The 22,320-nt window shown below is 60.5% G+C and carries 16 protein-coding genes, 1 tRNA gene and 5 pseudogenes; 4 read left to right on the forward strand and 18 right to left on the reverse strand.

All coding sequences use genetic code 11. The annotated features are described in order from the left end of the window. Window positions 1-45: 45 nt before the first annotated feature. Window positions 46-720, forward strand: coding sequence for a GntR family transcriptional regulator (locus tag ACW9UO_RS13045; protein ID WP_457086234.1), 675 nt, complete (start codon window positions 46-48; stop codon window positions 718-720). Window positions 721-761: 41 nt separating this feature from the next. Here the strand turns inward: ACW9UO_RS13045 and ACW9UO_RS13050 are convergent. The 18 genes and pseudogenes from ACW9UO_RS13050 to ACW9UO_RS13135 form a co-directional block, all read right to left on the reverse strand. Further along, window positions 762-1,034, reverse strand: a pseudogene (locus tag ACW9UO_RS13050) (integrase core domain-containing protein); the annotation flags it as partial. A 36-nt stretch (window positions 1,035-1,070) separates the two neighbouring features. Beyond that, window positions 1,071-1,568: pseudogene (locus ACW9UO_RS13055) on the reverse strand (IS30 family transposase); the annotation flags it as partial. A 254-nt stretch (window positions 1,569-1,822) separates the two neighbouring features. Then, the gene (locus tag ACW9UO_RS13060) at window positions 1,823-2,848 is read right to left on the reverse strand and encodes an IS110 family RNA-guided transposase (protein WP_457086235.1); all 1,026 of its coding nucleotides are present in this window, start codon (window positions 2,846-2,848) and stop codon (window positions 1,823-1,825) included. A gap of 86 nt (window positions 2,849-2,934) precedes the next feature. Continuing rightward, window positions 2,935-3,810: pseudogene (locus ACW9UO_RS13065) on the reverse strand (transposase); the annotation flags it as partial. 46 nt (window positions 3,811-3,856) lie between these two features. Next, window positions 3,857-4,521: pseudogene (locus tag ACW9UO_RS13070) on the reverse strand (IS3 family transposase); the annotation flags it as partial. Continuing rightward, window positions 4,522-5,883 (reverse strand): IS110 family RNA-guided transposase, encoded by a 1,362-nt coding sequence (locus tag ACW9UO_RS13075; protein WP_457085813.1) that lies wholly within the window; start codon window positions 5,881-5,883, stop codon window positions 4,522-4,524. It abuts the pseudogene before it with no gap. Window positions 5,884-6,110: 227 nt separating this feature from the next. Further along, a pseudogene (locus ACW9UO_RS13080) lies at window positions 6,111-6,353 on the reverse strand (transposase); the annotation flags it as partial. Between the two features lie 44 nt (window positions 6,354-6,397). Continuing rightward, window positions 6,398-6,940: a hypothetical protein gene (locus ACW9UO_RS13085; protein ID WP_457086236.1), complete on the reverse strand. Its 543-nt coding sequence runs from the start codon at window positions 6,938-6,940 to the stop codon at window positions 6,398-6,400. A 92-nt stretch (window positions 6,941-7,032) separates the two neighbouring features. Beyond that, a tRNA-Phe gene (locus tag ACW9UO_RS13090) sits at window positions 7,033-7,107 on the reverse strand. Between the two features lie 107 nt (window positions 7,108-7,214). Then, entirely contained in the window at window positions 7,215-8,267 is a 1,053-nt protein-coding gene (locus tag ACW9UO_RS13095; RefSeq protein ID WP_457086237.1) for an alginate lyase family protein, read from the reverse strand. Then, the gene (locus ACW9UO_RS13100; protein ID WP_457086238.1) at window positions 8,195-10,924 is read right to left on the reverse strand and encodes a tetratricopeptide repeat protein; all 2,730 of its coding nucleotides are present in this window, start codon (window positions 10,922-10,924) and stop codon (window positions 8,195-8,197) included. Before ACW9UO_RS13100 ends, ACW9UO_RS13095 begins: the two co-directional genes overlap by 73 nt. Then, the gene (locus ACW9UO_RS13105) at window positions 10,912-12,225 is read right to left on the reverse strand and encodes an alginate O-acetyltransferase AlgX-related protein (protein WP_457086239.1); all 1,314 of its coding nucleotides are present in this window, start codon (window positions 12,223-12,225) and stop codon (window positions 10,912-10,914) included. The genes ACW9UO_RS13100 and ACW9UO_RS13105 overlap by 13 nt, the downstream gene beginning before the upstream one ends. Then, on the reverse strand, window positions 12,225-13,049 hold the full coding sequence (locus ACW9UO_RS13110; protein ID WP_457086240.1) for a hypothetical protein: 825 nt from the start codon (window positions 13,047-13,049) through the stop codon (window positions 12,225-12,227). Before ACW9UO_RS13110 ends, ACW9UO_RS13105 begins: the two co-directional genes overlap by 1 nt. A gap of 3 nt (window positions 13,050-13,052) precedes the next feature. Beyond that, window positions 13,053-14,585 (reverse strand): right-handed parallel beta-helix repeat-containing protein, encoded by a 1,533-nt coding sequence (locus ACW9UO_RS13115; protein ID WP_457086241.1) that lies wholly within the window; start codon window positions 14,583-14,585, stop codon window positions 13,053-13,055. Further along, on the reverse strand, window positions 14,542-15,945 hold the full coding sequence (locus tag ACW9UO_RS13120) for a mannose-1-phosphate guanylyltransferase/mannose-6-phosphate isomerase (RefSeq protein ID WP_457086242.1): 1,404 nt from the start codon (window positions 15,943-15,945) through the stop codon (window positions 14,542-14,544). Before ACW9UO_RS13120 ends, ACW9UO_RS13115 begins: the two co-directional genes overlap by 44 nt. Continuing rightward, the gene (locus tag ACW9UO_RS13125) at window positions 15,942-17,039 is read right to left on the reverse strand and encodes a hypothetical protein (RefSeq protein WP_457086243.1); all 1,098 of its coding nucleotides are present in this window, start codon (window positions 17,037-17,039) and stop codon (window positions 15,942-15,944) included. Before ACW9UO_RS13125 ends, ACW9UO_RS13120 begins: the two co-directional genes overlap by 4 nt. 9 nt (window positions 17,040-17,048) lie before the next feature. Further along, window positions 17,049-18,524, reverse strand: a complete 1,476-nt coding sequence (locus tag ACW9UO_RS13130) for a glycosyltransferase (RefSeq protein ID WP_457086244.1) — start codon at window positions 18,522-18,524, stop codon at window positions 17,049-17,051. A gap of 41 nt (window positions 18,525-18,565) precedes the next feature. Beyond that, window positions 18,566-19,885 carry a nucleotide sugar dehydrogenase gene (locus tag ACW9UO_RS13135; RefSeq protein WP_457086245.1) on the reverse strand — a complete coding sequence of 440 codons (1,320 nt, stop codon included), beginning with the start codon at window positions 19,883-19,885 and terminating at the stop codon, window positions 18,566-18,568. Between the two features lie 541 nt (window positions 19,886-20,426). On the opposite strand from ACW9UO_RS13135, the gene ACW9UO_RS13140 reads away from it, so the two are divergent. From ACW9UO_RS13140 to ACW9UO_RS13150, 3 genes are all read left to right on the forward strand, one after another. After that, window positions 20,427-21,311 (forward strand): MBL fold metallo-hydrolase, encoded by an 885-nt coding sequence (locus ACW9UO_RS13140; RefSeq protein WP_457086246.1) that lies wholly within the window; start codon window positions 20,427-20,429, stop codon window positions 21,309-21,311. Window positions 21,312-21,588: 277 nt separating this feature from the next. Continuing rightward, a complete protein-coding gene (locus ACW9UO_RS13145; RefSeq protein WP_457086247.1) occupies window positions 21,589-21,774 on the forward strand; it encodes a hypothetical protein in 186 nt (61 codons plus the stop codon). Then, window positions 21,774-21,983 carry a hypothetical protein gene (locus ACW9UO_RS13150; protein ID WP_457086248.1) on the forward strand — a complete coding sequence of 70 codons (210 nt, stop codon included), beginning with the start codon at window positions 21,774-21,776 and terminating at the stop codon, window positions 21,981-21,983. Before ACW9UO_RS13145 ends, ACW9UO_RS13150 begins: the two co-directional genes overlap by 1 nt. Window positions 21,984-22,320: the final 337 nt, after the last annotated feature.

A 22,320-nucleotide genomic window follows, 5' to 3' on the forward strand; every position in this document is an offset into this window, starting at 1 on the left:
AAGAGGTTATATAGGTGTCGAGACGACGAATCCGGGAGCCTAGGCATGGACAATCTTGACGTGACGACGGGCGGGCCTGTCGCGATCCAAAAGCAGACCCTTCACGATCAGGTTGCGAACCGCATTCGTGACATGATCATCGAAGGTTATCTTGAGCCCGGCAGCCGGATCGACGAGACGCGCTTGATCGAGCAGCTCGAGGTGTCGCGCACGCCCTTCCGCGAGGCACTGCGGACCTTGGCGGCCGAAGGGCTGGTGATTATCCGTCCGTCCCGTGGCGTGCTGGTCCGCAAGCTGACCCGCCATGACGTGTTCTCGATGCTTGAAGTGCTCGCGCATTTGGAGAAACTTGCCGGACAACTGGCCTGTGACCGGGCCAAGGATGAGGACGTCACGGCCTTGTTGGCGCTGCACGAGAAGATGCTGGCCCTCTACGAAACGCGCGAACGGCTTTCATATTACAAGCTGAACCAGGACTTCCACTCACAGCTGTGCAAGCTGTCGGGGAACGAGACGTTGCAGGAAATGCAGCGCAACATTCAGGCGCGGCTAAAGCGCATCCGCTTCATGGGCAACCGGAAGCCGGAATACTGGGCCGCCGCCGTCGACGAGCACGAGAAAATGGCCGCCGCACTGCTCCGCCGCGACGGTGCCGCCCTTGGTGAAATAATGGCGCAACACCTGATGAATACATGGGAGCGCGTGAAAGACAGCGTTTAGGGCTGGACCTGTCACGCTTTAGTGCCGCCCCAAGTGCTCGTTTATGCCACCTTTCGTTCAAAAGCGACCGGGCTTTTCCAGCCGAGTGCCGAGTGGCGTCGGCGAGGATTGTAGAAGCCGTTGATGTATTCGAAGATCGCCATCTCAGCCTTCCGTCGCGTTTCCCAAGGGTGTCTCCAGATCAGCTCAGCTTTGATGGTTTTGAAGAACGTCTCGACCGCTGCATTGTCGTAGCAATTTCCTTTACCGCTCATGGACACTTTGAATCCATGCTGACGCAGGATCTTCTGATAGTCGTGAGAGCAGTATTGGGCGGATTCAACTGGTCGTCGCAACGGTTGGTTTATATCTTACCGCAGGACGTCGTCCAATGCCTCTGCAGGCGTTCTCCAGCCAAGCGTTTTGCGGGGTCTGCTGTTGAGTGTGTGTGCCACGGCGTTCAACTCGTCCTCACCATGCGCACTTAGATCCGTTCCTTTGGGAAAGTATTGGCGCAGCAGGCCGTTGGTGTTTTCGTTAGAACCGCGTTGCCAGGGGCTTTGAGGTTCGCAAAAGTAGACGTCGATCCCGGTTTCAGACGTCAGCGTTTCGTGCTGAGCCATTTCAGCACCTTGGTCCCACGTGAGTGATTTACGCAAGTGTTCGGGCAGATCCTGAATGGATTTGGCGATGGCGTCGCGCACGGCTTCAGCGCCGTGCCCGGCAAGAGCTGGGCCGTTCTTGAGGCGCAGGCCCGTTCCATGGCCGGGCATAGGTGGCAAATGAAGCAGCAGCGTAAAGCGGGTTTTGCGTTCAACCAATGTGCCGATCGCAGAGCTTTTAAGACCGAGGATCAAATCTCCCTCCCATGTGTGGATGCCCCGTTTGATGCAAGAGATTTTTTCAACGGTTCGAACATGTGATCGGGTACGGTCATGTGTCAGGCCTCAGTTTGCGACTTTTCACATGCCGCGGGCCGGTATGGCGATGCGAAGGTCGGGTCCAAATCAATGCCACGAGCGCGAAGCTCTCTGGGAAGGCCTGGTTTTCCTAACCTCGATCTAATCGATCATTTGTCCTTACTGTCTCAATGTCCTTCTCACATCATACCGAGTGCTGCAGTTTACACTGCCGCGATCGGATCTCGATAATCTTCATGCTTCGTCATCATTGCCCAGATGGTGCGCGCTGTTTTGTTGGCGAGCGCAATCGCCACCAACATGCGCGGCTTGCGCTCCAACATCTGCTCCAGCCATGAGCCTTTCGGCGGGCCATTCTTGATCGCCCATCTGACCCGGGACATGGCGCCAATGATCAACAATCGCCGGATATCGCGTTGCCCCATCTTCGATGTCTTGCCTAATATTTGCCTGCCGCCGGTGGATTTCTGGACAGGGACCAACCCAAGCCATGCGGCATAATCACGTCCTCGCTTGAAGCCCTCCAGTGGGGGTGAGAACGCTTTGATTGCCATGGCGCTGACTGGGCCAATGCCCGGTGCAGTCTGCAAACGGATCGTTTCGGGATCAGATTTCGACTCCTCTTTTAGACGTCGCTCTATCGCGACAACCTTGTCCGTGATGACACTGAGCTGCTCCAGATGCACACGGCTAAGTTCCATGACAATTGAAGGCAGGTCACTATCTGGGTTTTCAATCTGTTCGGCTAATTTCTTCACAAAATTTCGGCCGGGTGGAGCGATAATGCCGTATTCCATCAAATGACCGCGCAACGCGTTAATGATCGCATTACGTTGCCGAACGAACAAATCTCGCGTCTTAAAAACCATAGAACGGGATTGTTGTTCAGCCGATTTGACCGGCACAAACCGCATCGTTGGCCGGACAGCCGCTTCTGCAATGGCCTCGGCATCGTTCGCGTCATTCTTCTGACGCTTGACGAATGGCTTCACATAGATCGGCGGGATCAAGCGGACGTCATGGCCGAGCTTCATGATCTCACGTCCCCAGTAATGCGATGAGGCACACGCCTCCATCGCCACCACACAGGGCGGCTGTTCGCTGAGGAACTTTAAGAACTGCCCTCGAGATAATTTCTTACGGAACACGGGCTCACCCGTCGCTGTCGCGCCATGCGCTTGGAAAACTGACTTTGCCAAGTCTACGCCAATCATTGTAACTTCGTTCATGGATGCCTCCTCCGGTTTGGTGCTTTCAACATCACCACTATGGCACAGTTTGATGCCGGTTTCGGGGTGGGGCACCCACACCATCAGTGTCCTGGAACCGCACGATCCTCGACTTCGGCTGGACGTTCACTGATCATTATCTCGTCCGTAACGTAAGCCTTGCCTTTACCCTTTCGTCGCGCGCGAGGAACGCGCAAGGCGCGGCCAGAGCGCAGGCAAGCGACCAATTCTCGACGCAGCGCACCACGCCCCTGAATAAACAAGGACTGATAAATGGCTTCATGGCTGATACGCATCAAGGGGTCATCCGGATAATCCAGCGGTAGGCGGCGTGCAATTTGCTCAGGGCTCCAAGCCAGGGCCCATTTGCGGTGCTGGCGCCGCACCGAACGCCGCTTTGTCCAGCGTACGGTAGGACCAGCGACAACATCCCCATCGGGGCCCGCTATCTGACCCGACAGCCGCTCTTCGACATAGTGCCGCAACATATCATGTCGTGCCAGTTTTGTTGTCTTGGGTCTGCGCGCTGCACGATCAGCGTGCCATTGGGCGGTTGTCGCGCGATACTCAAAACCGCCGCTGCGCGTTGCTGCATTACGACGCAATTCTCTGGAAATCGTAGAAGCAGCTCTGCCAATCTTACGGGCGATCGCGTTGACGCCCAAACCTTGAGCCCGACAAAGCGCAATCTCTTCACGTTCTGCAAAACAGAGATAGCGCCCCGAAGGTGGCGGTGCGGAACTGGAGTATTGTGATGGCGGCATGCCTCCGGCCTCTCGAAACCAACGACTGCCAACAGGGGCAGACGCTCCAGCTTGAACTGCGGCTTCTTCGCTGGAAATGCCCTGTTCAATCAATCGCCAAAACAAAACTTGCTGAGCGCGATCTGCCACTTTGGGCCGTCCTGGCGAGCGCATCTTGTCTCGGGTGCTTCGATCCGAAGCTCGTTTGTGTGTTGTCATCACAACCTCCAATCTGGAACCGTTGCGACGACCAGTTGAATCCGCCTTGGCTGCCGCGATCCGTGTGGTGGATGCAGTCTTTCGGCGGTGACCGGAACGCGATGGCCATTTTCAAAGCCCGGATCGCAAGATCGCGCTTCATGCGATTGCTCACAGCCCACCTGTTACCCGGCAGTGGTTTGCCTTTGCAAACCATGAGAGGGCGATGACACGACGGGAATGCAAATCTATGACCACAGCCAGATACAGCCATCCCTCACGGGTCCAGACGTAGCTTATGTCACCAGCCCATTTCTGATTTGGCCCATCTGCGTTGAAGTCACGATCCAGCAGGTTTGGCGCGATATTGAACTTGTGATTGCTGTCTGTGGTCACCTTGTGTTTGCGCGTCCTGACCACAGATATGCCGTTCTGACGCATCAAGCGCCCGACACGGCGGTGCCCGACATCCAGACCAATCTCTTTCAGTTCTTCGGTCATCCGTGGCCTTCCATAACTGCCCAAACTAAGACGGGACTGTTCTTTGATGTGGGCCAAGGTCACCAGATCTGACCGCTGCCGACGGCTGGCAGGACGACTGCAGAAGGCACGTAGACCGCGTGCGCTGACACCAACGACATCGCACAAGCGATTGGCTGGGAAGCTGGACATGTGCTCTTCGATGAACCTAAACCTCATTGCTTTAGACCCGCGAAGAATTGGGTGGCCTTCCTAAGAAACAGCCGCTGTCTCCGGGATGGGCGCCAATGCAAATCCGAGGGTCTTGGCGCGCCGTTGAAGGTTTGACAGCACACGTTGCCGATGTCGTTCGTCATAAGCTGCGGCGCCTTGATCTTGGTAAGTCATGCCGTGCCGCACAGCGTTGTAAAACAGAACTGCGATCTTGCGCGCCGTTGCGGTCACCGCCTTCTGCTTGCCGATCCGGGCCGAGAGGCGTCGATAGAACGCACCGAGGGCCGTGTCACTTCGGCCAATCGTGACGGCTGCAAGACGCAGAAGTGCAGCGGCGCGGCTTGAAGATCGGCGTGTCCGCGAAGACAGCAGCTTGCCACCAGAGATCTTGTTGCCCGGCGCCAGACAGAGCCACGACGTGAAGTGCTTGGCGCTCTTCCACGCGCGCAAATCCGTGCCGCATTCGGCCACCAGCTTCAAAGCCAGCGACGGCCCAAGGCCATGGATCTGCGTCAGGTCCGTGCCCAGCACCCCGTAAAGTGCAGCGCGCACATCGAAAGACGGCGCGTTGTGCTGCTTGCACTTGATCCGTGCCTTGGGCAGTGGGGCCAGATCTCCATCTGCCTTGGCAGTCAGCGCTCCGACCGCCGTCTCGAGCCTGCGGTCGCATGCTTCGATCTGCGATTTGTAGAAATCGTAAAGTTCCAGCGACTGTGTCAGGGCAAAGACATGCTCCTCACGGTCGTTGCCGACCAGCGCGGCCTTGATCGTGTCCATAGAGGATTTGCAGCGAACATCCCGGAACGCGGCGAGAGCCTCCGGATCACGCTCGCCAGCGACGATGGCGCGGATGATCCGCATACCGGTCCCGCCTGTGATATCGGAGACGACATGATGCAGTTGCAGGTTCATCTCCATCAGCGCCTTCTGCATGTGTTGGATGTGAGCGGCGGCATATTCTGTCAGGCGTTCGCGCTGGCGCATATAGGCGCGCAAGGTGGCGATCTCGGCCTCAGGCCGAAAACTGCCACGCAACAGACCATAGGAGTGTAGCTGACGCAGCCATCCGGCATCGCTGACATCGGTTTTGCGGCCAGGCACATTCTTGGCGTAACGGGCGTTCACGAGGATGACCTCGAAGCCATTCGCTTCCAAGATCTCGAAGGCCGGTATCCAGTAAACGCCGGTCGACTCCATGGCCACGCTGGTGACACCGCACGACCGGAACCAGTCGGCAAGGTCGTGCAAATCTTGTGTGAATGTCCCAAAGGCGCGCACTGGCATGATGTCGGTGTCAGGGTTCACAGCCGCCATGTGCATCGTCGAGCCGATGTCGATCGCGGCCGCATTGGGATTGACCATCTTCAAGTCCGGGTGGCCACCGGATTTACGCTTCGTCATGGCACCTCCTCCGTTCAAGGCGAAGGGCGTGGGCTATGCAAGTTCGTCATCTTCCTAACCGGGATCACCGCGATGGCGGCGTCACCACTCTCAAGTGCGCATCAGCCCATGTGCCACGTTTTTTAACGGGGTCCAGCCCACCAATAAGCCATCGGCAACTGCCCTTCAGGCGCAGCATAGCACAGGCTGTTTATACTGCGCACAGGCGGGCTGCGGCCGGGAACGGTTTTTTTTAAGATCTCCCTCTCCTCCTTGAGGAGCCTGATCTCGCGCCGAAGCCGATCATTCTCTTTGGCGAGGTCTAAATCCTCTTTGGAAACCACGTCTGTATCTCGGTGCGCGGTGATCCATTTGTTCAGCGTTGACATGCCAACACCCAGATCGTCAGCCACCTGCTTACGTGTTAGCCCACTGGTTAGTGCGATACGAACCGCATCTTGGCGGAATTCGTCCGTCCGTTTCAGTCCCATAGTCAATCTCCTTTGTTGCAGTAAATGCTATCAAAGGAGCGGCATCAAACCGCGACAGGTCCAATTTGCTTCTTGCGCTTTTCAGGGATCAACATGGCCTTCTCCACCAGATAAAAGCGAAAGGCGTCCGTGATGGTCGGCTCGGGGCTGGTTTCGGGTATTCCTTTTAGGAGTGCGGTCGCTTGAGCTTCCACCTCAGCGGGGACTGCGTTCCACTGCCCTGTGTCGGTGTCTTGGAATGGCGCTAGCATCTGGTCAGCCGCCTCGCTGCGCCAAGTTCGCTCATTCGCATCTGCCCCCGGCGAATGCGGGTCCGCGCTCCAGCCCTTCAGCATCGCTTTAAGGTGGCTACGCTGTTCGGCAGCGGTCCGCCCAGTCACTCCAGCCTGTGCTAGGGCGAGAAGATGTTCGATGTGCTCATGATACTTACCATTGGCAACCATCGCCGCTCCGCCCTTGCCTAGTGCTTTAACAAGCATTGTTTGGCTGGGAAAGAACTGTTGCAGCGCCTTTGGAACGCGGCGGCGGTAATTCAGGTTGCCCGTTCGGGTGTCTGTCTTGGCATACTTCACGGTGATCATCGGCATTGCTATACCCGTTTGTGAACACGGGTGTGAACACAGATACCAATCCGCTGGCAGTAATGTCCATTAAAATCAAAGTCTTGTGTGTGATTTAATGGTGCCCGGGGGCGGAATCGAACCACCGACACGAGGATTTTCAATCCACTGCTCTACCCCTGAGCTACCCGGGCACGGGAGAACGACACGTCGTTCGGGTGCAGGCCTTTTAGAAGCGCTAAGCAGCGGTGTCCAGCGGATTATTCAAAAAATCCTCACCCGCGAAAGCACGCCACAAAAACTAAGGTTTTCTCCAGATCAAAGACTGATCGCCACCAAGTTTCGAACTGCCCAAAGGCCGATAGCGCGCAGCGATATCTTCGAGGTCGATCGCGTCCGGCGCGGCGAGATATGCCTCGAGCCACGCCAGATTATACGAGGAAATCTCGCGGCTTCCGTCGAAATAACTCTGGACCTCGCCCGTTATGTTTTGCGTGTGGTTTCCATCAGCGAGGTCGTCGATCACAAAGCCCACAATACGGTTCAGCGCGTCGTCGCAGCGGGCCCCCGGCGCGATGTCCCAAGCGTTGAGAAGCCGGGTCGTGACGACCAGCGGAGCGACTGCGTGCAGTTGGTAATGATAGGCAAGGCGCCCGCGCGTCATCTCTTGGGGGAGGCTACCGTCGGGGGCGGCAGTACAGAGCACGTGGTCGGTTGAAACGGTGGCCCAAGCGCGCAGGATTGCGTCGTCTGTCAGATCCGAGATCGCCGCCAGCCCCAGCGCCGCCCAGGCGCGCAGATTGCCGCGCCGCGCACCGTCGGGGGCGGCGTCCTCCCAATAGGTCATCTGCGCATAGGCCAGCCCGGTGAGCCACTCCAGCACCTGTTTGTATTCCTCGGTGGCGGCGGCGTGTGGCGCGACTTGGCGCAGGATCATCCCGATCCCGGCGAGGCGTGAGCCGACGGTGAGCTGCGCGGTCTCTGTCGACAAAGTGGCCAGCGCATCGGCGCGGGCCCAGACGGCGAGTTGGCTGACCACGCAGTCGGAAATCGTGCTCTGTGCCGCCTCGGGGGCGTATACCTGATTGGCCAAATCTGCGAGGTCGCGGATGAAATCGTCAAGCGGCTGAAGGGCGGCTTCGGTCTCGGCCTCGGCGTCGGGATCGATGTCGGAGCGGGTGGCGCTGTCGTCGGTATAGCGGCTTTCAAACGCCAGTGTCAGAACCGGATCCGGCGCAGGGGCGCAGTCTTGGGCAAAGCTCAGGCCGGGCACGCCTGCGATCAGCGCAGCCGCAGCCAGCGCGCAAGTTCTGCGGCGTCCGGGTCTTTGGCGGTGGCAGCTTTGTCGAGCCATTCGAGGGCCTCCGTGTCGTCGCGGGTGATGCCGAGCCCAAGAGCCAGCGCGCGGCCGTATTGCGTCATGGCCGGGACCGATCCGGCCAAAGCGGCGGCGCGGACGGCGGTAACGGCCTCGGCCAGAGCTTGTATCGAACCGGCGTCGGACTGCAACAGCCGGGCTTGGCGCCAGAGCGCATCCGGGTCGCCGGCCTGTGCGGCTTTGGCGAGCAGCAGCTTGAAATCGAGCGCGTGATCGATGGCCGCGCGCAGCTCTGGCGGGGTCGCCAGATATTGCTCAAAGGCGCGCGGCATGGTGCCGGGGATCTGGGCGAGGGCCTTGAATTGGCTGGCGGCGGTTTCGGGGTCGTAGCCAGAGAGGTCGGGGCTGCCGGTGAGCGCAAACAGCCGCCAGAGCGCGGCGGTATCAGCGCCAAGATCGCGCTCTGCCACGGCGCTGGCGGTCGGGGCCGCCTGGGTGTCGAACCCCTCCATCTGGCCATTGGTCAGCCGCAGCCGGGACAGGGTGTTGTGGCCTTCGATGGTCAGCCCAATCTCGCGCCAATGAAACGACATGTCGGCATTGCCGTGGATGGCGTGGGCCTCGCCCATCTCATCGGTGTCCTTGGTGGTGCAGTTCATCTCGCTGGCGGCGCGGTCGAAATAATCGTCGCGTTTGTCGGCCGTTACATAGGGCAGGGCGAACATCATCGCCAGAAAATCGCCACGGTCGTCAATGATCTGGGCGAATTCGTCAAACACTTGCTGTTCGGCATCCGCCTCTTTGCCAAGCCGGGCAAGCAGGCGGATCGCAGCGCCTTCGCCGCGGTGGCTGGCTTGGCGCAGCTGGGTGCGGACTTCGGCGGCCATGTCCGGCGACATGCCATTGTCGTTGATCATCGCGACCGACAGATCAAGCGCCGAGGTGACACCGTTGTTAAGGTAAACCCGGCGGAAGAATTCAAGCGCCAAGGCGCGTTCGGCGGGGTTGGTGGCCAGCTCAAACTCCAGCTTGGCGAATTCTTCCAACGTCTTGTCGGAATTGTCGGTGCGGTCCGCCCAGAGGCGCTGGCGGGTCTCGGTGGCCAGCGGATCGACCTGCACCAGTTGCAGGTAATTGGCGAGCGAAGTGGGCCGCCCCGACAGGGCCTGCGCTTGCAGACGGGCAAGGCGCCAAGGGTCTTTGAACGGGTCGAGCGCCAAAAGGTTGGTGGCGCTGAGCGAAACGGTGTCATGGCCGGTGGCCCGATAGGCGCGGGCCCAGGGGGCGGCATTTTCCAGCAGGGGCGCGTTCGGGGCCTGACAGCGAAACAGGGTATCAAGCGCGTCCATCGCCGGAGCATCCCGGTGGCGGGTGGCGGCGCGAGTCAACAGGTCGATCGCGCGGTTGAGCTTGGAAGGATCGTCGCGATAGCGCAGCAGCTTGCGCGCCAAAAGCCGCATGCCTTCGGGATCATCGCGGTTCGTGGCAATCTCAAGCTGCGCCATGATCTCGTCTTCGCCAGCCCAACGGCCAATGCGCACCTGCAGCTCTTGCGCCAGATCGGTAAAGACCGCGCCGGGGGCGGAGGGCAGGGCGACGATTTCGCGCAGATAGATCAGGTGGGGGCCGGACAGGCTGGTTTCTTCAGCATCAATGTTGACGTTCAGCCGCAGCAACCCGGTCAGCGAGGGGCGTTGGCGGCCCCGGTCGTCGGACTGGTTGAAGGCAAGGATTTCGCGCAGGGTGTCGGCGTCGATGCCGCCGGCTTTCAATTGCCCCTGCGCCGCATCGTCGACCACAATCCCGCGTGACACCGCGCGGCGCAGATAGTGCAACATCTCGGCGTTGTCTTGCTGGTTCACCCCGGCCGAGAGGTGAAATTCCACCATCCGCCACGACGCCCGCGCCGAGCCCAGATCGGCGGCAAAGCGATACCACGCCCGCCCCAGCTCGGGGTTTCGGCGCAGGATGCCACCGCTCAGATACTCTTCGGCAATGCGTTCGGCGCGGGCGCAGACCCGGCCATCCATCTGGCCCAGCAGCCCGCCAAAGGCCATCGTTGCCGTCAGGTCTTGTGGGGCATCCCAGCCGGGCAGCGGGCGATCCTCGGCCAAGCGGCGGGCGATGAACAACAGCGCCTCGGGGTGGCCCCCAAAGGCCGCCTCGCGGATCAGATCAAAGGCCGCCGTTTCATCGGGCTGCGTGCCGACACCTTGCAGCAGGAACAGCGCAAGCCGCATGCGCTGCGCATTGTTCAGGGTGTCGCGCGTGTCGAGCAACTGTTGCACAAGGCCGGCCTGTTCCAGCGGCAGCACCCGGCCCGCATCGATATGAAGGCCGATCATGTCGATCAATTCGTTCGGCCCGCCAAAGCTCGCATCCGCCGCAGTCAGCCGTTTGCGCAGGTCTGCGACGAAATCGAAAAACCGGTCCGGGTCTTTCGATTGGAACCGGCGGATATCGCGTTGCAGATAGCGGACACGTTCGAGATCGGTCAGCCTGTCGTCCTGCCCCGGTGATCCATCGTGGACGGTTCGTTCCTCAAGCCCGGTGCCGCAGAGGCTCTGTTGCTCAATGGTGGGCGGCAAAAAGGCAAGCTCCAGCGGCGCAGACACCGACGCGCTTGGGATCAGCGCAGGCGCCAGCAGCGCAGCGGTGCAGGGGGCCAGAAACATCCGCTTTAACGCTGACATGCGCGCACCTCGATCTTGTCGCCAAACGGCACATCCAGTGTCACCTCGACCGAGGCCGCCCCGCCGGGCCAGAGCCCGGTCATCGGAGTATAAAACCGCCCCGTCGGCACTTGCGCCTTGTGGCGGTCAATGTCGCGGTGGCGGATTTCGCCGGCGTCGTTGGAATAGGCAAAGCGCGCGGCCCAAGCGGGCGCGCCGCCGCTGTCGACAAACAGCATATAGTCGGCCTCGGGGTCGAGCGCGGCAAGATCGACGCTCACCCTGTCGGGGCGGTCTTCGTCCCGCTGAACCTCCAGTTCAAGGCTGCAGGTGCCGCCCGCCGCCGCGATCAGCTCTTGCATCGGCTGGTCGTCATAAAGGCCGGGGGCCTCGGATTGGGGGAACTCCCAGACAAGGATGCTGGGGCGGGCGGATTGGAACTCTGCCGAGGTCAAATAGGTGGAAATCGCCGCAAAGGCACCGCCGCCGGGCACGGAATACTGGATCACATCCAGCCCACTTTCCTGCGCAAGAAACCCGGCAAAATTGGCCTGCGGCGTGTCGGAATATTCGCTGCCCAACAGCGCGATGATGCCCTGCGCGCCCTCGGCGGTGTAGGTGCGCGTTGTGCGATAGGTCTCGGTTTCGGCCTCGGGCAGGGCTTCGGCGCAATGACGCTGGCGGATCAGACGGGCGGGCGAGTCCACCACAGATGTGCCCGTCGCTTCGGATTCAAACCGGCTTTTGGCAAGGTCATCGATGCCGGGCACCTTGGCGATGGCCGCTGCAATGGCGGTGGCCGCGATGCGCGCGCCCTCGGCCGTCAGGCGGGGATCGGTCTTGAAATAGGGCAGGGGGCCATCAGGGTTCACTTTGTCGGCGCGCACCATATCGGCGCGGATGTCCACCACGCGGACCCCGGCGGTGTGCAACCTGTCCAGTTTGTCGAGAAAGACGGTGGTCGCGAGCGAGTAATCAAAGCCGAAATCGACCGTGTCCTGTGACAGAAACCGGGGCATCGCCAGCGATTTCTCGGGCACCGGCACCACGATCAGCGCGGTGCCTTTGGCGGCAAGCGTGCGGGTCAACTGGGCGAGGTCTTCGACGGTTTCGGGCTCCATCGGATGGTCGTTCTTCAGCGCCGGATCAATGCGAAAGAGCACGCCGTCGCGGCCCTCAACGCTCGCCATGTAGTGCCCGCCCGCCAAGCCCGAGCAGCCATAAAGCGTTTCTGCGGCAACTGGCGCGGCGAGCAGTGTCGCGGCCAGAAGGGAGGCCGCCAATGTGGGAGGCAGGGCGCGTCGGAAGGCGTGGCGTGGCATCAATTGGTTCCCCGAACGTCTACCCGAGCGTCAGCCCGTGCGTTGACCTGTGCGGCAAGCCGAGCCTCGGCCCCGGTACGCAGGCTGTGCGCCACCGTGCGCAAGGCCGGATCGCCGTGGCGCTCCGCGAGGGTGAAGTAGCCGATGATGCGGGTCAGATCGCCGGCCTCAAGCCCCTCGTGCCCGAGGTCCGCAATGGCGAGGCTCAGCACCAGACGCCCATGACTGTCCGCCGCCTGTGCCACGATCCGTTCGCGGGTGGCAGGGCCCATCGGGCCAAACAAACGGCCCGGTCCGTTGAGCGCGATCATGGCGTCCTGCGCCATCGTGTTGCCCGCCCAGGCGTGGCCGTAGAGGATGCGAATGTATTGCGAAATCCGCGCCTTGGGTTCGGTTTCGGGATCAAGCAGATAAAGCGCCTCGACGAAATCATTGAGCATGCCCTTGCGCCCGGCACCTGCCGCGACGCTGGCATAAAACGCGATGTCAGAGGCGTTTTTACGGGTGTCGCGCGTGCGCAGAAGTTTGACCATTTTAAGCGCGGCAAGTGAGTCTTTGGCGTCGGCCAACTGGCGCAGATCGGCTTCGGCCATCGCGGCCTTGCCGACCATCTGTTTGCGCAGATAGCGCAGGTGCGGGCTGCGCAATTGCCGGGTGTGGGTGATGCCACGGTCGACAACAACGGTGATCTTGCGGCTTTCCGGCGGAGCGGGCAGCACCAGAGATTGCGCCAGCGAGGCGGTGGCCAACACAGTGGCCAAAAGGGTGGCCAGCATCATAGCCAGCAGGGCCCCGGCACCGGTTTTGATCCAACTCTGCCGCATCGCTCAGCCTCCGTCGCAGTGGCGGGTGAGGTCGGTGATCTGCACCGGGCCCGCGGCATCCAGCGCAATCGCCGTTGCGCCGGTAAGATCGGACGCCACGAACCGCGCTTGCCGCACCATGTCACCGTCAAGAAACTTCGGGAACTGGGCGGTGAAATCGTTGCCCTCAAGCAGCAGCGCCTCGGCGGTCGCGGTGGCAAGCCCCGAGCCATTGGCATCCAGCACGTTGTCCTCGATCCGGGTAACCGCCCCTTTGGGCTGGCCCGAGACCCAGATCCCGGCGCTTTTGTTGCCGACCAGCATATTGCTGCCCAGTCGCGCTTCGAGACTGCGGCGCACTTCGATGCCTTTTTGCCGGTTGTCGATCAGGAAGTTGCCGGTCACTTCGGTACAGCGCGCCCGGTCGACCTTGATCCCGCTGCCATCGCGACGCCAGACGATATTGCCGTGGATGCGGGTGCGGTCGGCGGCGTTCTTGATCAGGATGCCCACCCGTTCGCCGCCCAGAATGGCGTTGCCCGCCAGATACGTCCCGACCGAGCCTTCGAGCACGCGGATCGCATTGGTCGTGGATTTGCCCTGCACAAGGTTCGACGTCACCGTAACATCGCGGCTGTGCTGGATGACCAGCGCCGCAGAGCTCGCGTCAATCAGGCGGTTGTTGTCAAGCGTCAGCCCGTGGGCGGATTGCACCGAGATACGGCGCACGCGGGTGATCACACTGTCGGTGATAAACGAGGCCGCGGCGGGCCGGTCCAGCGCGGTGCGCGCCACGGACAGGCCGGAAAACTTCACCGTGCTGCCAAACCCAAGATCGGTGACGCGGGTGCCGCGGATCTGGAGCGTGCCGGGGCCGGAGGTTGTGACAAAGGGCGCGAACTCTTCGTTGTGCGGGTTTTCCCCGCCGACGCCGCGCAACTCGGCTCCGTCGATGATCAACCGGCCGAAATTCAGGATAAAGGCCCCGTGTTCGCGGCTGAGTTGCAGCATCTCGCCGGGGGCGACCCGCAGTTCGGCCCCGTGCCACAGAATGATTGGCGCACGCAGCTCCAGCACCGTGGCGCCAGAGACGGCCTTGGGCCCCATGATGGTTGCCAGATCAGCAAGGCTCAGGCTGCCTTCGGTGATCATCATCACCTCGGTGCCACTGGCCTGTTGTGCGGCCAGAACCGCGCTGTTGTCTTCGTGGCCGAAAGCCTGCGCCAACAGCCCAAGCGCGATGCGCAGATCAAACCGGTCGGTCGTGACCGCACCCCCGCTGCGCGCTGGCAGCGGCGACAGGTTTGGCGGGGCAGGCAGGGCAAACCCGGCCTCGGTGATCAGTTGCCGCGCACTTCGGCGCGCGTCGGGATCGGCCTTGGTGGCCTCGGCCAAACCCTCGACCGCGCGGCGCTGGATCTGGCCGGGGCTGTCAGGGGCGGCGGCCAAAGGCATGGCCAGCGCCGCCAACAGCCCGAAGAGTGCCAGCCGGGACGTCAGCGCTCTGGTGCGCTCACGACGCATATCGCGCGCTGCTTGCCAGATCTTGTGGAGCATCCTGCATTGCAATCGTCAGAACCAGCACCTCAAACGGCACATCGTTGGGATTGCTCAGGGTGGTGTGGGTTTCGTCACACAGCAGTTGGCGGTCGCCTTCGCTCAGCCGGGCCTGCGTGCGGCCATTGGTCAGAAGCGCCTCGCCGGCAGAGACAATCGCCTCACGCCCCGGTGCCGGATCAAGCCGCATGGTGGCCCCCGGTTTCACCGTCACGGCGCACATGGTCATGTGATCGCGCGCCACGATCTGGCGGATGCTGCCCCATTCGTAATCGCTGCGCTGGTGCTTCTCGGCCTCGATGCGTTCGTTCGATTTCAGGTGTTCGGCCACCTTCTTGACGCTTTGACAATGGCCCACCTTGGTGACCAGCAGCGCGTCAGCGGTGTCGACCACAATAATGTCCTCCAGCCCGACACAGGTCACCAGCCGGGTTTCCGACCGGATCATACAGTTCTTGGTCTCGACCGAGATCACATCGCCCTGAATGACATTGCCGTTCGCGTCCGCATCCGAAATGCCGTACATCGCGGTCCAGCTGCCAACATCGCTCCACTCCACGTCCAGCGGGCAAAGCGCGATGCGGCGGGTGCGTTCAAACACCGCCTTTTCGGTCGGCTCACTGTCGGCGCGGCCAAAGGCATTGCCGTCGAGCAAAAGCCCCTCGGGGGTGTCGGTGCCCGCGCTCAGCGCCTGCACCACATGGTCAAGCGTATCGGGGTCGTATTTGCTGTATTCCTCGATGATGGTCGAGGCCTTGAACAGGCTGATCCCCGAGGCCCAATAGGCGATATCGCTTTCCACCAACAGCCGCGCCTTGCGGGTGGGGGGCTTTTCGACAAAGCGTTCGACTTCGCGCAGATTGGCATGTTCGATGATCGGGCCGCCATCGGTGATATAGCCGAACCCGGTTTCCGCATAGCGCGGCTTGATGCCGAAGGTGATGATATAGCCCGCTTCCGCCCCGGCCTGCACCGCCTGAATCGCGGTGTTGATGTCGCCTTCGATCACATGATCGGCGGGCACCACCAGCATCAGCGCTTCGGGGTCTTTGGCCGAGAGTTTCAGCGCCGCCGCCAGAACCGCAGGCCCGGTGTTGCGGCCCATCGGCTCAAGGATCACATCCGCGCCGCGCCCGATCTGGCGCAATTGCCGGTGCAGCGTGCGGGAATGCTTGGCCGATGACACCACAACGGGTGTCGCAAACCCGTCACCAGAGTGCCGCTCGACGGCGGTTTGAAAGAAGGTCAGCGTATCCTGCGCACCGATGCGCTGAAATTGCTTGGGGCTGTGCGTGCGCGATATCGGCCAAAGCCGGGTGCCGTTGCCGCCGCAGATGATCAGAGGAGTGATCTCGTTCATTGCGCTTCGATCCCATTTTCGAATGCTCTGGCGAAAAGTGCCTTGGAAATCCGCACCCGCGCGGATTTGCCAATATCATTGGCGGTGAGAGCGCCAGGTTCCGGGTCAAGCCGGACGGGCAGGAAGATGTCGCCTTCTTCCGCCGCCGCGCTTGTCGCAGATGTCAGGATGACACGCGCCGGTATGGCCCGCCCGTCATCCATTTGAAGATGGACAAGTTCGCCGCTCATCGCGCGCGACAGGCCCTCGGTGCTCATCTGGGTCTGGACCCGCACCGATGTGTCATCGCCATACAGCGTCAGGATGCTGTCACCGGGCAAAACCGTCGCGCCCTCAAACATGGCGTCGGTCAGCGAGACTTCGCAGTCGCAGGGCGATTGAAAGTTCAGCACGTCGCCGGTGGTGGCCGAAAGCGAATAAAGCACCTCGCCCTTGCCCGCTGTCGGATCGAGATAGATGATCTGGCCGCCGCTGGTGGCGCGCATCTCGTTGCCGGCCCGCATGATAAACACCGGACGCAGCTCATAGCTGGTGGTGTAACGCTGGAACAGCGAGCCGAGCGCGAGGTAGATCAGCACCGCCGAAAGGATCACAACGCCGATGCTTTTGACCCGGCGGCGGTTGTCGGCAGGGGTGTTGCCGATGGTATTAAGCTCTTTCAACTGGGTCGGCCCGGTGTAGGCCATCATTGACCCCAGTGCCACGACATCGCCCGCGATATAGGTGTTGAGGATATAGCGCAGCTGCGGCAGGTGCGGCCCGGTGGGGTCAATGAATTGCAGCGTCAGCTCGTCGCCGGTGGCATTGGCGGTCACGGATGCTTCGACAAACAGCGTGACGGTAAAGCCGCCAAAATCGAACCGCAGTCGGACGGCCTGGCGGGTGCCGATCAAGGTCGGCGAGATCGCGCCTTGCAGATCGACATAGGCCGCTGTGACCGAAATGCCGGTGCCGTTGAATTTGGCTTCGCCGATCTGGGCGGTGAAGGGCACCGGCAGGACCGGGTGCTCGGTGTCAAAGCCGAATTCGGCGGGCACTTTGGGCGGTACGGGAATGCCGTTTGCGTCTTTTTCAGTCGTGATCTTGTCGAGCATTATGACCCCTCAGACCTTTGTAAAATACAGAATGGCAAGCGTGAGCCAGACCAGTGCAATGATGTGATGAACAGCGCTTTCGGCGGCCTTAAGCTTGTCGCGGAAGGCAACAATGGCGCCGCTGGACCCGGTCGATTGTCGGGTCCATTTCTGCTTGTCCATGCGGAAGCTGACGTAGGTTTTCAATGCCGCACCCACGACTTGGCTAAAGTAGAGGATCGGTGGGTGGGTGATGGGAAACCATGTGCCGCGAAACAGGGCGATGATCACGCAGAACACGTAGCGCGTGACCATGACCCAAGCGATATAAAGCGGGATGACGGTGGGCGAGACCATGAGCGCCGCCAGTGCTACGGTGATCGGGCCAACAAGCGTCGTCCACATCGAAACCCGCTGGTCGAGGATCGACCACCAGGTAAACGGGCCGATCAAACTTGGAGCCAAGCGCATCGCCCGGCCATTGGTGCGGATCATGTTGCCGAACCAACGCACCATCAGCGTCTTGGAGCTGTCAAGGAACGTCGGGCGCGGCTGAAACTCATAACTGACCGAGCAGACGTCGGGCAGGTAGTGCATTTCGTAGCCGTTTTTCAGCAGCCAGTACCATGTCGATTTGTCGTCGCCGGTCAGGAACTTGACCCGGCCGAGCCGCCAATGATCGAGGAAATCATGGTTGATGCCTTCGATGAAATCCGCCCGCGTCGCCAGATCGGCGCGAAACACGCTCATCCGACCGGTCAGCGTGAGGACATGTTTGGACAGGCCCATCGAACACATCATCACCTGCCGTTGGTTAAAGCGCAGCACGAACCAGTCTTTGAACAGGCTCTCGCGGCCCACTTCGACGGCTTCGTCGGTGGTCAGCGCGCCCACCTTGAGATCGGTAAACACCGGGGCGCTTTCGAACCAGATATCCTCGGGCACCATCGTATCGCCGTCGATGAACACAAGGATGTCGCGGTGGGTGGGGCTGTGGCTGCCCAGAATGCGCAGGGTCTTGGCCAGGGCATCGCGTTTGCCGTTGGCCTTGATGCGGTCAATGATCAGGTGAACATTGGCCATGTCCTCGACCTGTGTCTCATAGATCGAGCGGATTAGGCGTTCGTCCGCGCCATCGACCACAGAGGCCACAATCGTTGCGCCATCCCGAGCGCGCGACGCGGCGCGAAAGACGCTGCGATAGACCGGCAGGGTGACATGCGGTTCGACCATGTAAGACGTGACCAGCATGTACATATGCGAATTGCCCGCCCGCTCGGCAAAGCGCTTGCGCGCCTTGCGCTTGCGCTTGGGATGCACGATCCGGCGGAAAATCACGGCACGGGTAAAGTTGATCGCCGCCCAGCTGTAGCGCCAGGTGCCCAGAAACCCCATGATGAAGATCGTGTTGGTTGCGTAGCTGATCTCCCCCAGTGCCGCCTTGGGCACCAGGGTCACCAGCAGGATCACCACTGAGAAATAGGCAAGATGGGAGAGCGCAAGCATGGCTCGGCTCCTCTTTGCGATCGGGGTGTCGGAGTGCTGGATTACCAGCAGATCCCTTCATAGGTGCCGTCAGACACTTTCGAGCGGCTCATCCGGGTCAGGTCTAGAACCGGGCGGCTGGTGGCCGCCGCTTCCAGCGTTTCCACCGTGTCGCGGTAGAAGTTGCCCACCAGAATGGCTCCGGCCCCGTCGATCATCGCATCAAGGTCCGGGGTCATCCGGTCCTTGAGGTCGGGGATCACATCGTTGCCGCGCCCTGCTGTCGAATTGTCGTTGGCATAGGCCTCAAACACATAGGGATCGTAGATATCGACCTGCACACCGTTCTTGATCAGCCGCGCGGCCAGTTCGGCCAGCGGGCTTTCGCGCAGATCATCGGTGCCGGGTTTGAAGGAGATGCCGACAAAGCCGACCTTCTTGGCCCCGGTGCGTTCAACCATTTCCTCGGCGCGGCGAATTTGCGCCTCGTTTGCCTCAAGAACTGCGTTCAGCAGGTGCGCCGGGGTGCCTTGGGTGCTGGCCAGATGGCGCAGCGCGCGCACATCCTTGGGCAGGCAAGAGCCGCCAAAGGCAAAACCGGGCCGCATGAAGTAAGACGAGATGTTAACCTTGGTGTCAGAGCACAGGATTTCCATCACGGTCTGCCCGTCAAGTCCGCTGGCCTTGGCGATATTGCCGATCTCATTGGCAAAGGTGACTTTGACCGCGCGCCATGTGTTCGAGGTGTATTTCACCATCTCGGCGGTGCGCACGTCGACAACCTTGATCTCGCAGGGGAGGCCGGTGTTGATCTCGGTGAGAATGTCAGCGGTGCCTTGATCGAGCGCGCCAAAGACGATCAGACCGGGATCGTAGTAATCCTCGATCGCGGTGCTTTCGCGCAGGAATTCAGGGTAATAGCCAACGCCAAACTCTTTGCCCGCGGTTTTGCCGCTGGCCTCTTCGAGCACCGGAATGCAGGTGCCTTCGGTCGAGCCGGGCACAATGGTCGAGCGGATGACAACCGTATGATAGGCGTCTTTCTTCGCGAGCGCCGCGCCGATGTTGCGGCAGACGATCTCGACATATTTCAGACCGACAGAGCCATCCGGCGCGCTGGGCGTGCCAACGGCGATGAAGCTCGCATCGGAGTTGTCGATGGCGTATTGCACATCGTCTGTTGCAGTAAGTTTGCCGTCTTTGACGACCTGTTCGATCAAATCGTCGAGTCCGTTTTCGACAATCGGGGACAAACCGGAATTGATTGCATTGATTTTGCCGGGGTCGACATCCACCGCGATCACTTGGTGGCCATCGCGGGCCAGACAGGCCGCGGAGACCACGCCTACATACCCAATGCCGAAGACACTGATTCTTGCCATATTCTCTACCTCAATTTCCGCTCTTTTTGAGCGGTTATGTTTTTTTAGGTGCGCCCGTTTTCGGGCTGCATTGTTTCGCGTCAGGCGCGATTTATAATGCAATGTTAAGAATTTGGCCGGTTTGCGTAAAGTAAAATGTTAACAGATTTGGGCCGCCGTCGCTTGGTGGTATTTGCGCCACAGTCACTTTTGGCCGGTTTGCAAGGCTTGACGCGCAACGGCGTCACGTCACCGATGGCAAGCGCATGGGGTTTAATTTCGAACATATTGACGGCGCGACAACCTCGCCCACGATATATCGCGAGCGCGTCTATTCGTTGGTCACCGGGTTCTTTGTGTCGGAATATGCTGGGGCAGCGCCGACCTGCACGCGCGCCGGTCTGTGGGATTTTGACCGCAAGTTCAATTTTTGGAATTTTCCGGGGTTCGGCCCCGGGCGAAAGTTGTATTGCAACATTTTTATGTGGCCGACTCGCGGTTATATTGCCCCCGTGGCCATTGATTGGCCTGCGCCAGCGTCACCGAAGTTCAGGAGAGCAAGATGAGCCAGTACCCCACGAATTTGACGGTTGTGCCGCATGTGCAGGGCTTTTTCGACGCGGCCACCAACACGATCTCTTATGTCGTCAAGGATCCGGCGTCCAAGGCCTGCGCGATCATCGATTCTGTCATGGACATCGATTATGCGGCAGGCCGGATCACCTATGAACACGCCGATGAGCTGATCCGCACGATCCGCGAACAGGATCTGAGCCTTGAGTGGATCATCGAGACGCATGTGCACGCCGATCACCTCTCGGCCGCGCCTTATATACAGGACGCGCTGGGCGGGCAGATCGGCATTGGCCGCAATATTATGGTGATCCAGGACACCTTCGGCAAAGTGTTCAACGAGGGCACTGAGTTTCAGCGTGACGGCTCGCAGTTTGACCGGCTGTTTGACGACGGCGACACCTATATGATCGGCACCATGAAGGCCTATGCGATGTACACGCCCGGCCACACCCCCGCCTGCATGACCCATGTGGTGGGCAACGCGGCCTTTGTTGGCGACACGCTGTTTATGCCCGACGGCGGGTCGGCGCGGGCCGACTTTCCCGGGGGCGATGCGGGCATGTTGTTTGACTCGATCCAGAAGGTGTTGCGCCTGCCCGACGAGATGCGCCTGTTCATGTGCCACGATTACGGCCCCAATGGGCGCGACATCCAGTGGGAGACCACCGTGGGCGAGGAGAAAGCGCATAATATCCACGTGGGCGGCGGCAAGACGCGGGAAGATTTCATCACCTTCCGCACCGAACGCGATGCGCAACTGGCGATGCCCCGGCTGATCATCCCGTCTTTGCAGGTCAATATGCGCGCCGGAGAGGTTCCGCGCGACAAAGACGGCAATGCGGTGCTGAAGATCCCGGTCAACGGGCTGTAATACGCGGCTGAGGCGGGCGTTTGGTTTGATTCGCCTGCCATCCCGACCTTGCCAAAAGGCTTTGCCAATAGGCCTTTCGCGCCACTGGATGCGATAAATCATTGGTTTCAGACGCGTTACTCGGTGAATCTCCATCGAAACCTCACCCGTTCGCAGGGGCAGACCTGACCAAAAGGATAGTCGCCTCACCCTCCGCGCACCGCGCTAGGCTTTCGCAGTCCTGCCCCGAACGGCAAAGCAACTGTAGCTTCAATCCCAGAAGAACACGGATCAAGGGATGAAGACGATGAACGACTTTTCAGACAAAGCAAGAATGGGCCGCCTCAAGGCACTGGATTTCCTCAACTCTCAGCGCAGCCAACGCGCTCAGATGCTCAAGCAGACCGGCATCGGCGGTCGCTCCGGGCAGATTGTTTCGCCATTTGGCAACCTGCAGTCGAAATTCCACGCGGAGGCACTGTAATGCTGATTGGTCTTGTCATGTTGTCGGCCGTGTTCGGCGCGATCTGCGGTCTTGTTGCGATCATTTCGGGTGTTGGACTCATCGGATCCTTGGCGATCTACGCCGTGGTCGGCCAGGTGCCTTACCTTCTTTATGTGATCTTCATCTTCATGACTGACGATGTTGATGTCGAGGCGGGCTTTGTTTCCGGGGTTTCTGCCCGGTTCTAAGCCTCTGAGTGTTTTCTGGTTTTGTGATTTACCAATTGTGAACGTCAACCTGCGAAGAAGAAGGAGCCATCCTTGGCGCGCTGCCGTGTTTGGCATGCCACGGGGACCCGGCGCAGGAGTAAAGGACCCGTTTTTATGAGTGCTGTTGTATCGCGTGTGTTGAGTACGGATCGTAAAATCCGCCGCCTTTGTTGGACATTGGCCATCTGGTGCCTGACGGCCGTGGCCGCGTTAAGCCATGGGGCCTGGTTGGGCACCGGCGTTATCGATCTCACCCCCGGGTCCCGGACTGAGATCAAAGGGCGGGTCCAAAGTGGCCAGCCAGCGGTCAGTGCTG

This window comes from Marinovum sedimenti (assembly GCF_054052205.1).

Excerpts from the sequence above, each read along its gene's own strand:
- ACW9UO_RS13125 (WP_457086243.1), bottom strand. The coding sequence starts at position 17,039 with ATGCTCGACAAGATCACGACTGAAAAAGACGCAAACGGCATTCCCGTA.
- ACW9UO_RS13100 (WP_457086238.1), bottom strand. The coding sequence starts at position 10,924 with ATGTCAGCGTTAAAGCGGATGTTTCTGGCCCCCTGCACCGCTGCGCTG.
- ACW9UO_RS13105 (WP_457086239.1), bottom strand. The coding sequence starts at position 12,225 with ATGCCACGCCACGCCTTCCGACGCGCCCTGCCTCCCACATTGGCGGCC.
- ACW9UO_RS13140 (WP_457086246.1), top strand. The coding sequence starts at position 20,427 with ATGAGCCAGTACCCCACGAATTTGACGGTTGTGCCGCATGTGCAGGGC.
- ACW9UO_RS13150 (WP_457086248.1), top strand. The coding sequence starts at position 21,774 with ATGCTGATTGGTCTTGTCATGTTGTCGGCCGTGTTCGGCGCGATCTGC.
- ACW9UO_RS13075 (WP_457085813.1), bottom strand. The coding sequence starts at position 5,883 with ATGACGAAGCGTAAATCCGGTGGCCACCCGGACTTGAAGATGGTCAAT.
- ACW9UO_RS13130 (WP_457086244.1), bottom strand. The coding sequence starts at position 18,524 with ATGCTTGCGCTCTCCCATCTTGCCTATTTCTCAGTGGTGATCCTGCTG.
- ACW9UO_RS13135 (WP_457086245.1), bottom strand. The coding sequence starts at position 19,885 with ATGGCAAGAATCAGTGTCTTCGGCATTGGGTATGTAGGCGTGGTCTCC.
- ACW9UO_RS13120 (WP_457086242.1), bottom strand. The coding sequence starts at position 15,945 with ATGAACGAGATCACTCCTCTGATCATCTGCGGCGGCAACGGCACCCGG.
- ACW9UO_RS13060 (WP_457086235.1), bottom strand. The coding sequence starts at position 2,848 with ATGAACGAAGTTACAATGATTGGCGTAGACTTGGCAAAGTCAGTTTTC.
- ACW9UO_RS13085 (WP_457086236.1), bottom strand. The coding sequence starts at position 6,940 with ATGCCGATGATCACCGTGAAGTATGCCAAGACAGACACCCGAACGGGC.
- ACW9UO_RS13045 (WP_457086234.1), top strand. The coding sequence starts at position 46 with ATGGACAATCTTGACGTGACGACGGGCGGGCCTGTCGCGATCCAAAAG.
- ACW9UO_RS13110 (WP_457086240.1), bottom strand. The coding sequence starts at position 13,049 with ATGCGGCAGAGTTGGATCAAAACCGGTGCCGGGGCCCTGCTGGCTATG.
- ACW9UO_RS13095 (WP_457086237.1), bottom strand. The coding sequence starts at position 8,267 with ATGGCTCGACAAAGCTGCCACCGCCAAAGACCCGGACGCCGCAGAACT.
- ACW9UO_RS13115 (WP_457086241.1), bottom strand. The coding sequence starts at position 14,585 with ATGCTCCACAAGATCTGGCAAGCAGCGCGCGATATGCGTCGTGAGCGC.
- ACW9UO_RS13145 (WP_457086247.1), top strand. The coding sequence starts at position 21,589 with ATGAAGACGATGAACGACTTTTCAGACAAAGCAAGAATGGGCCGCCTC.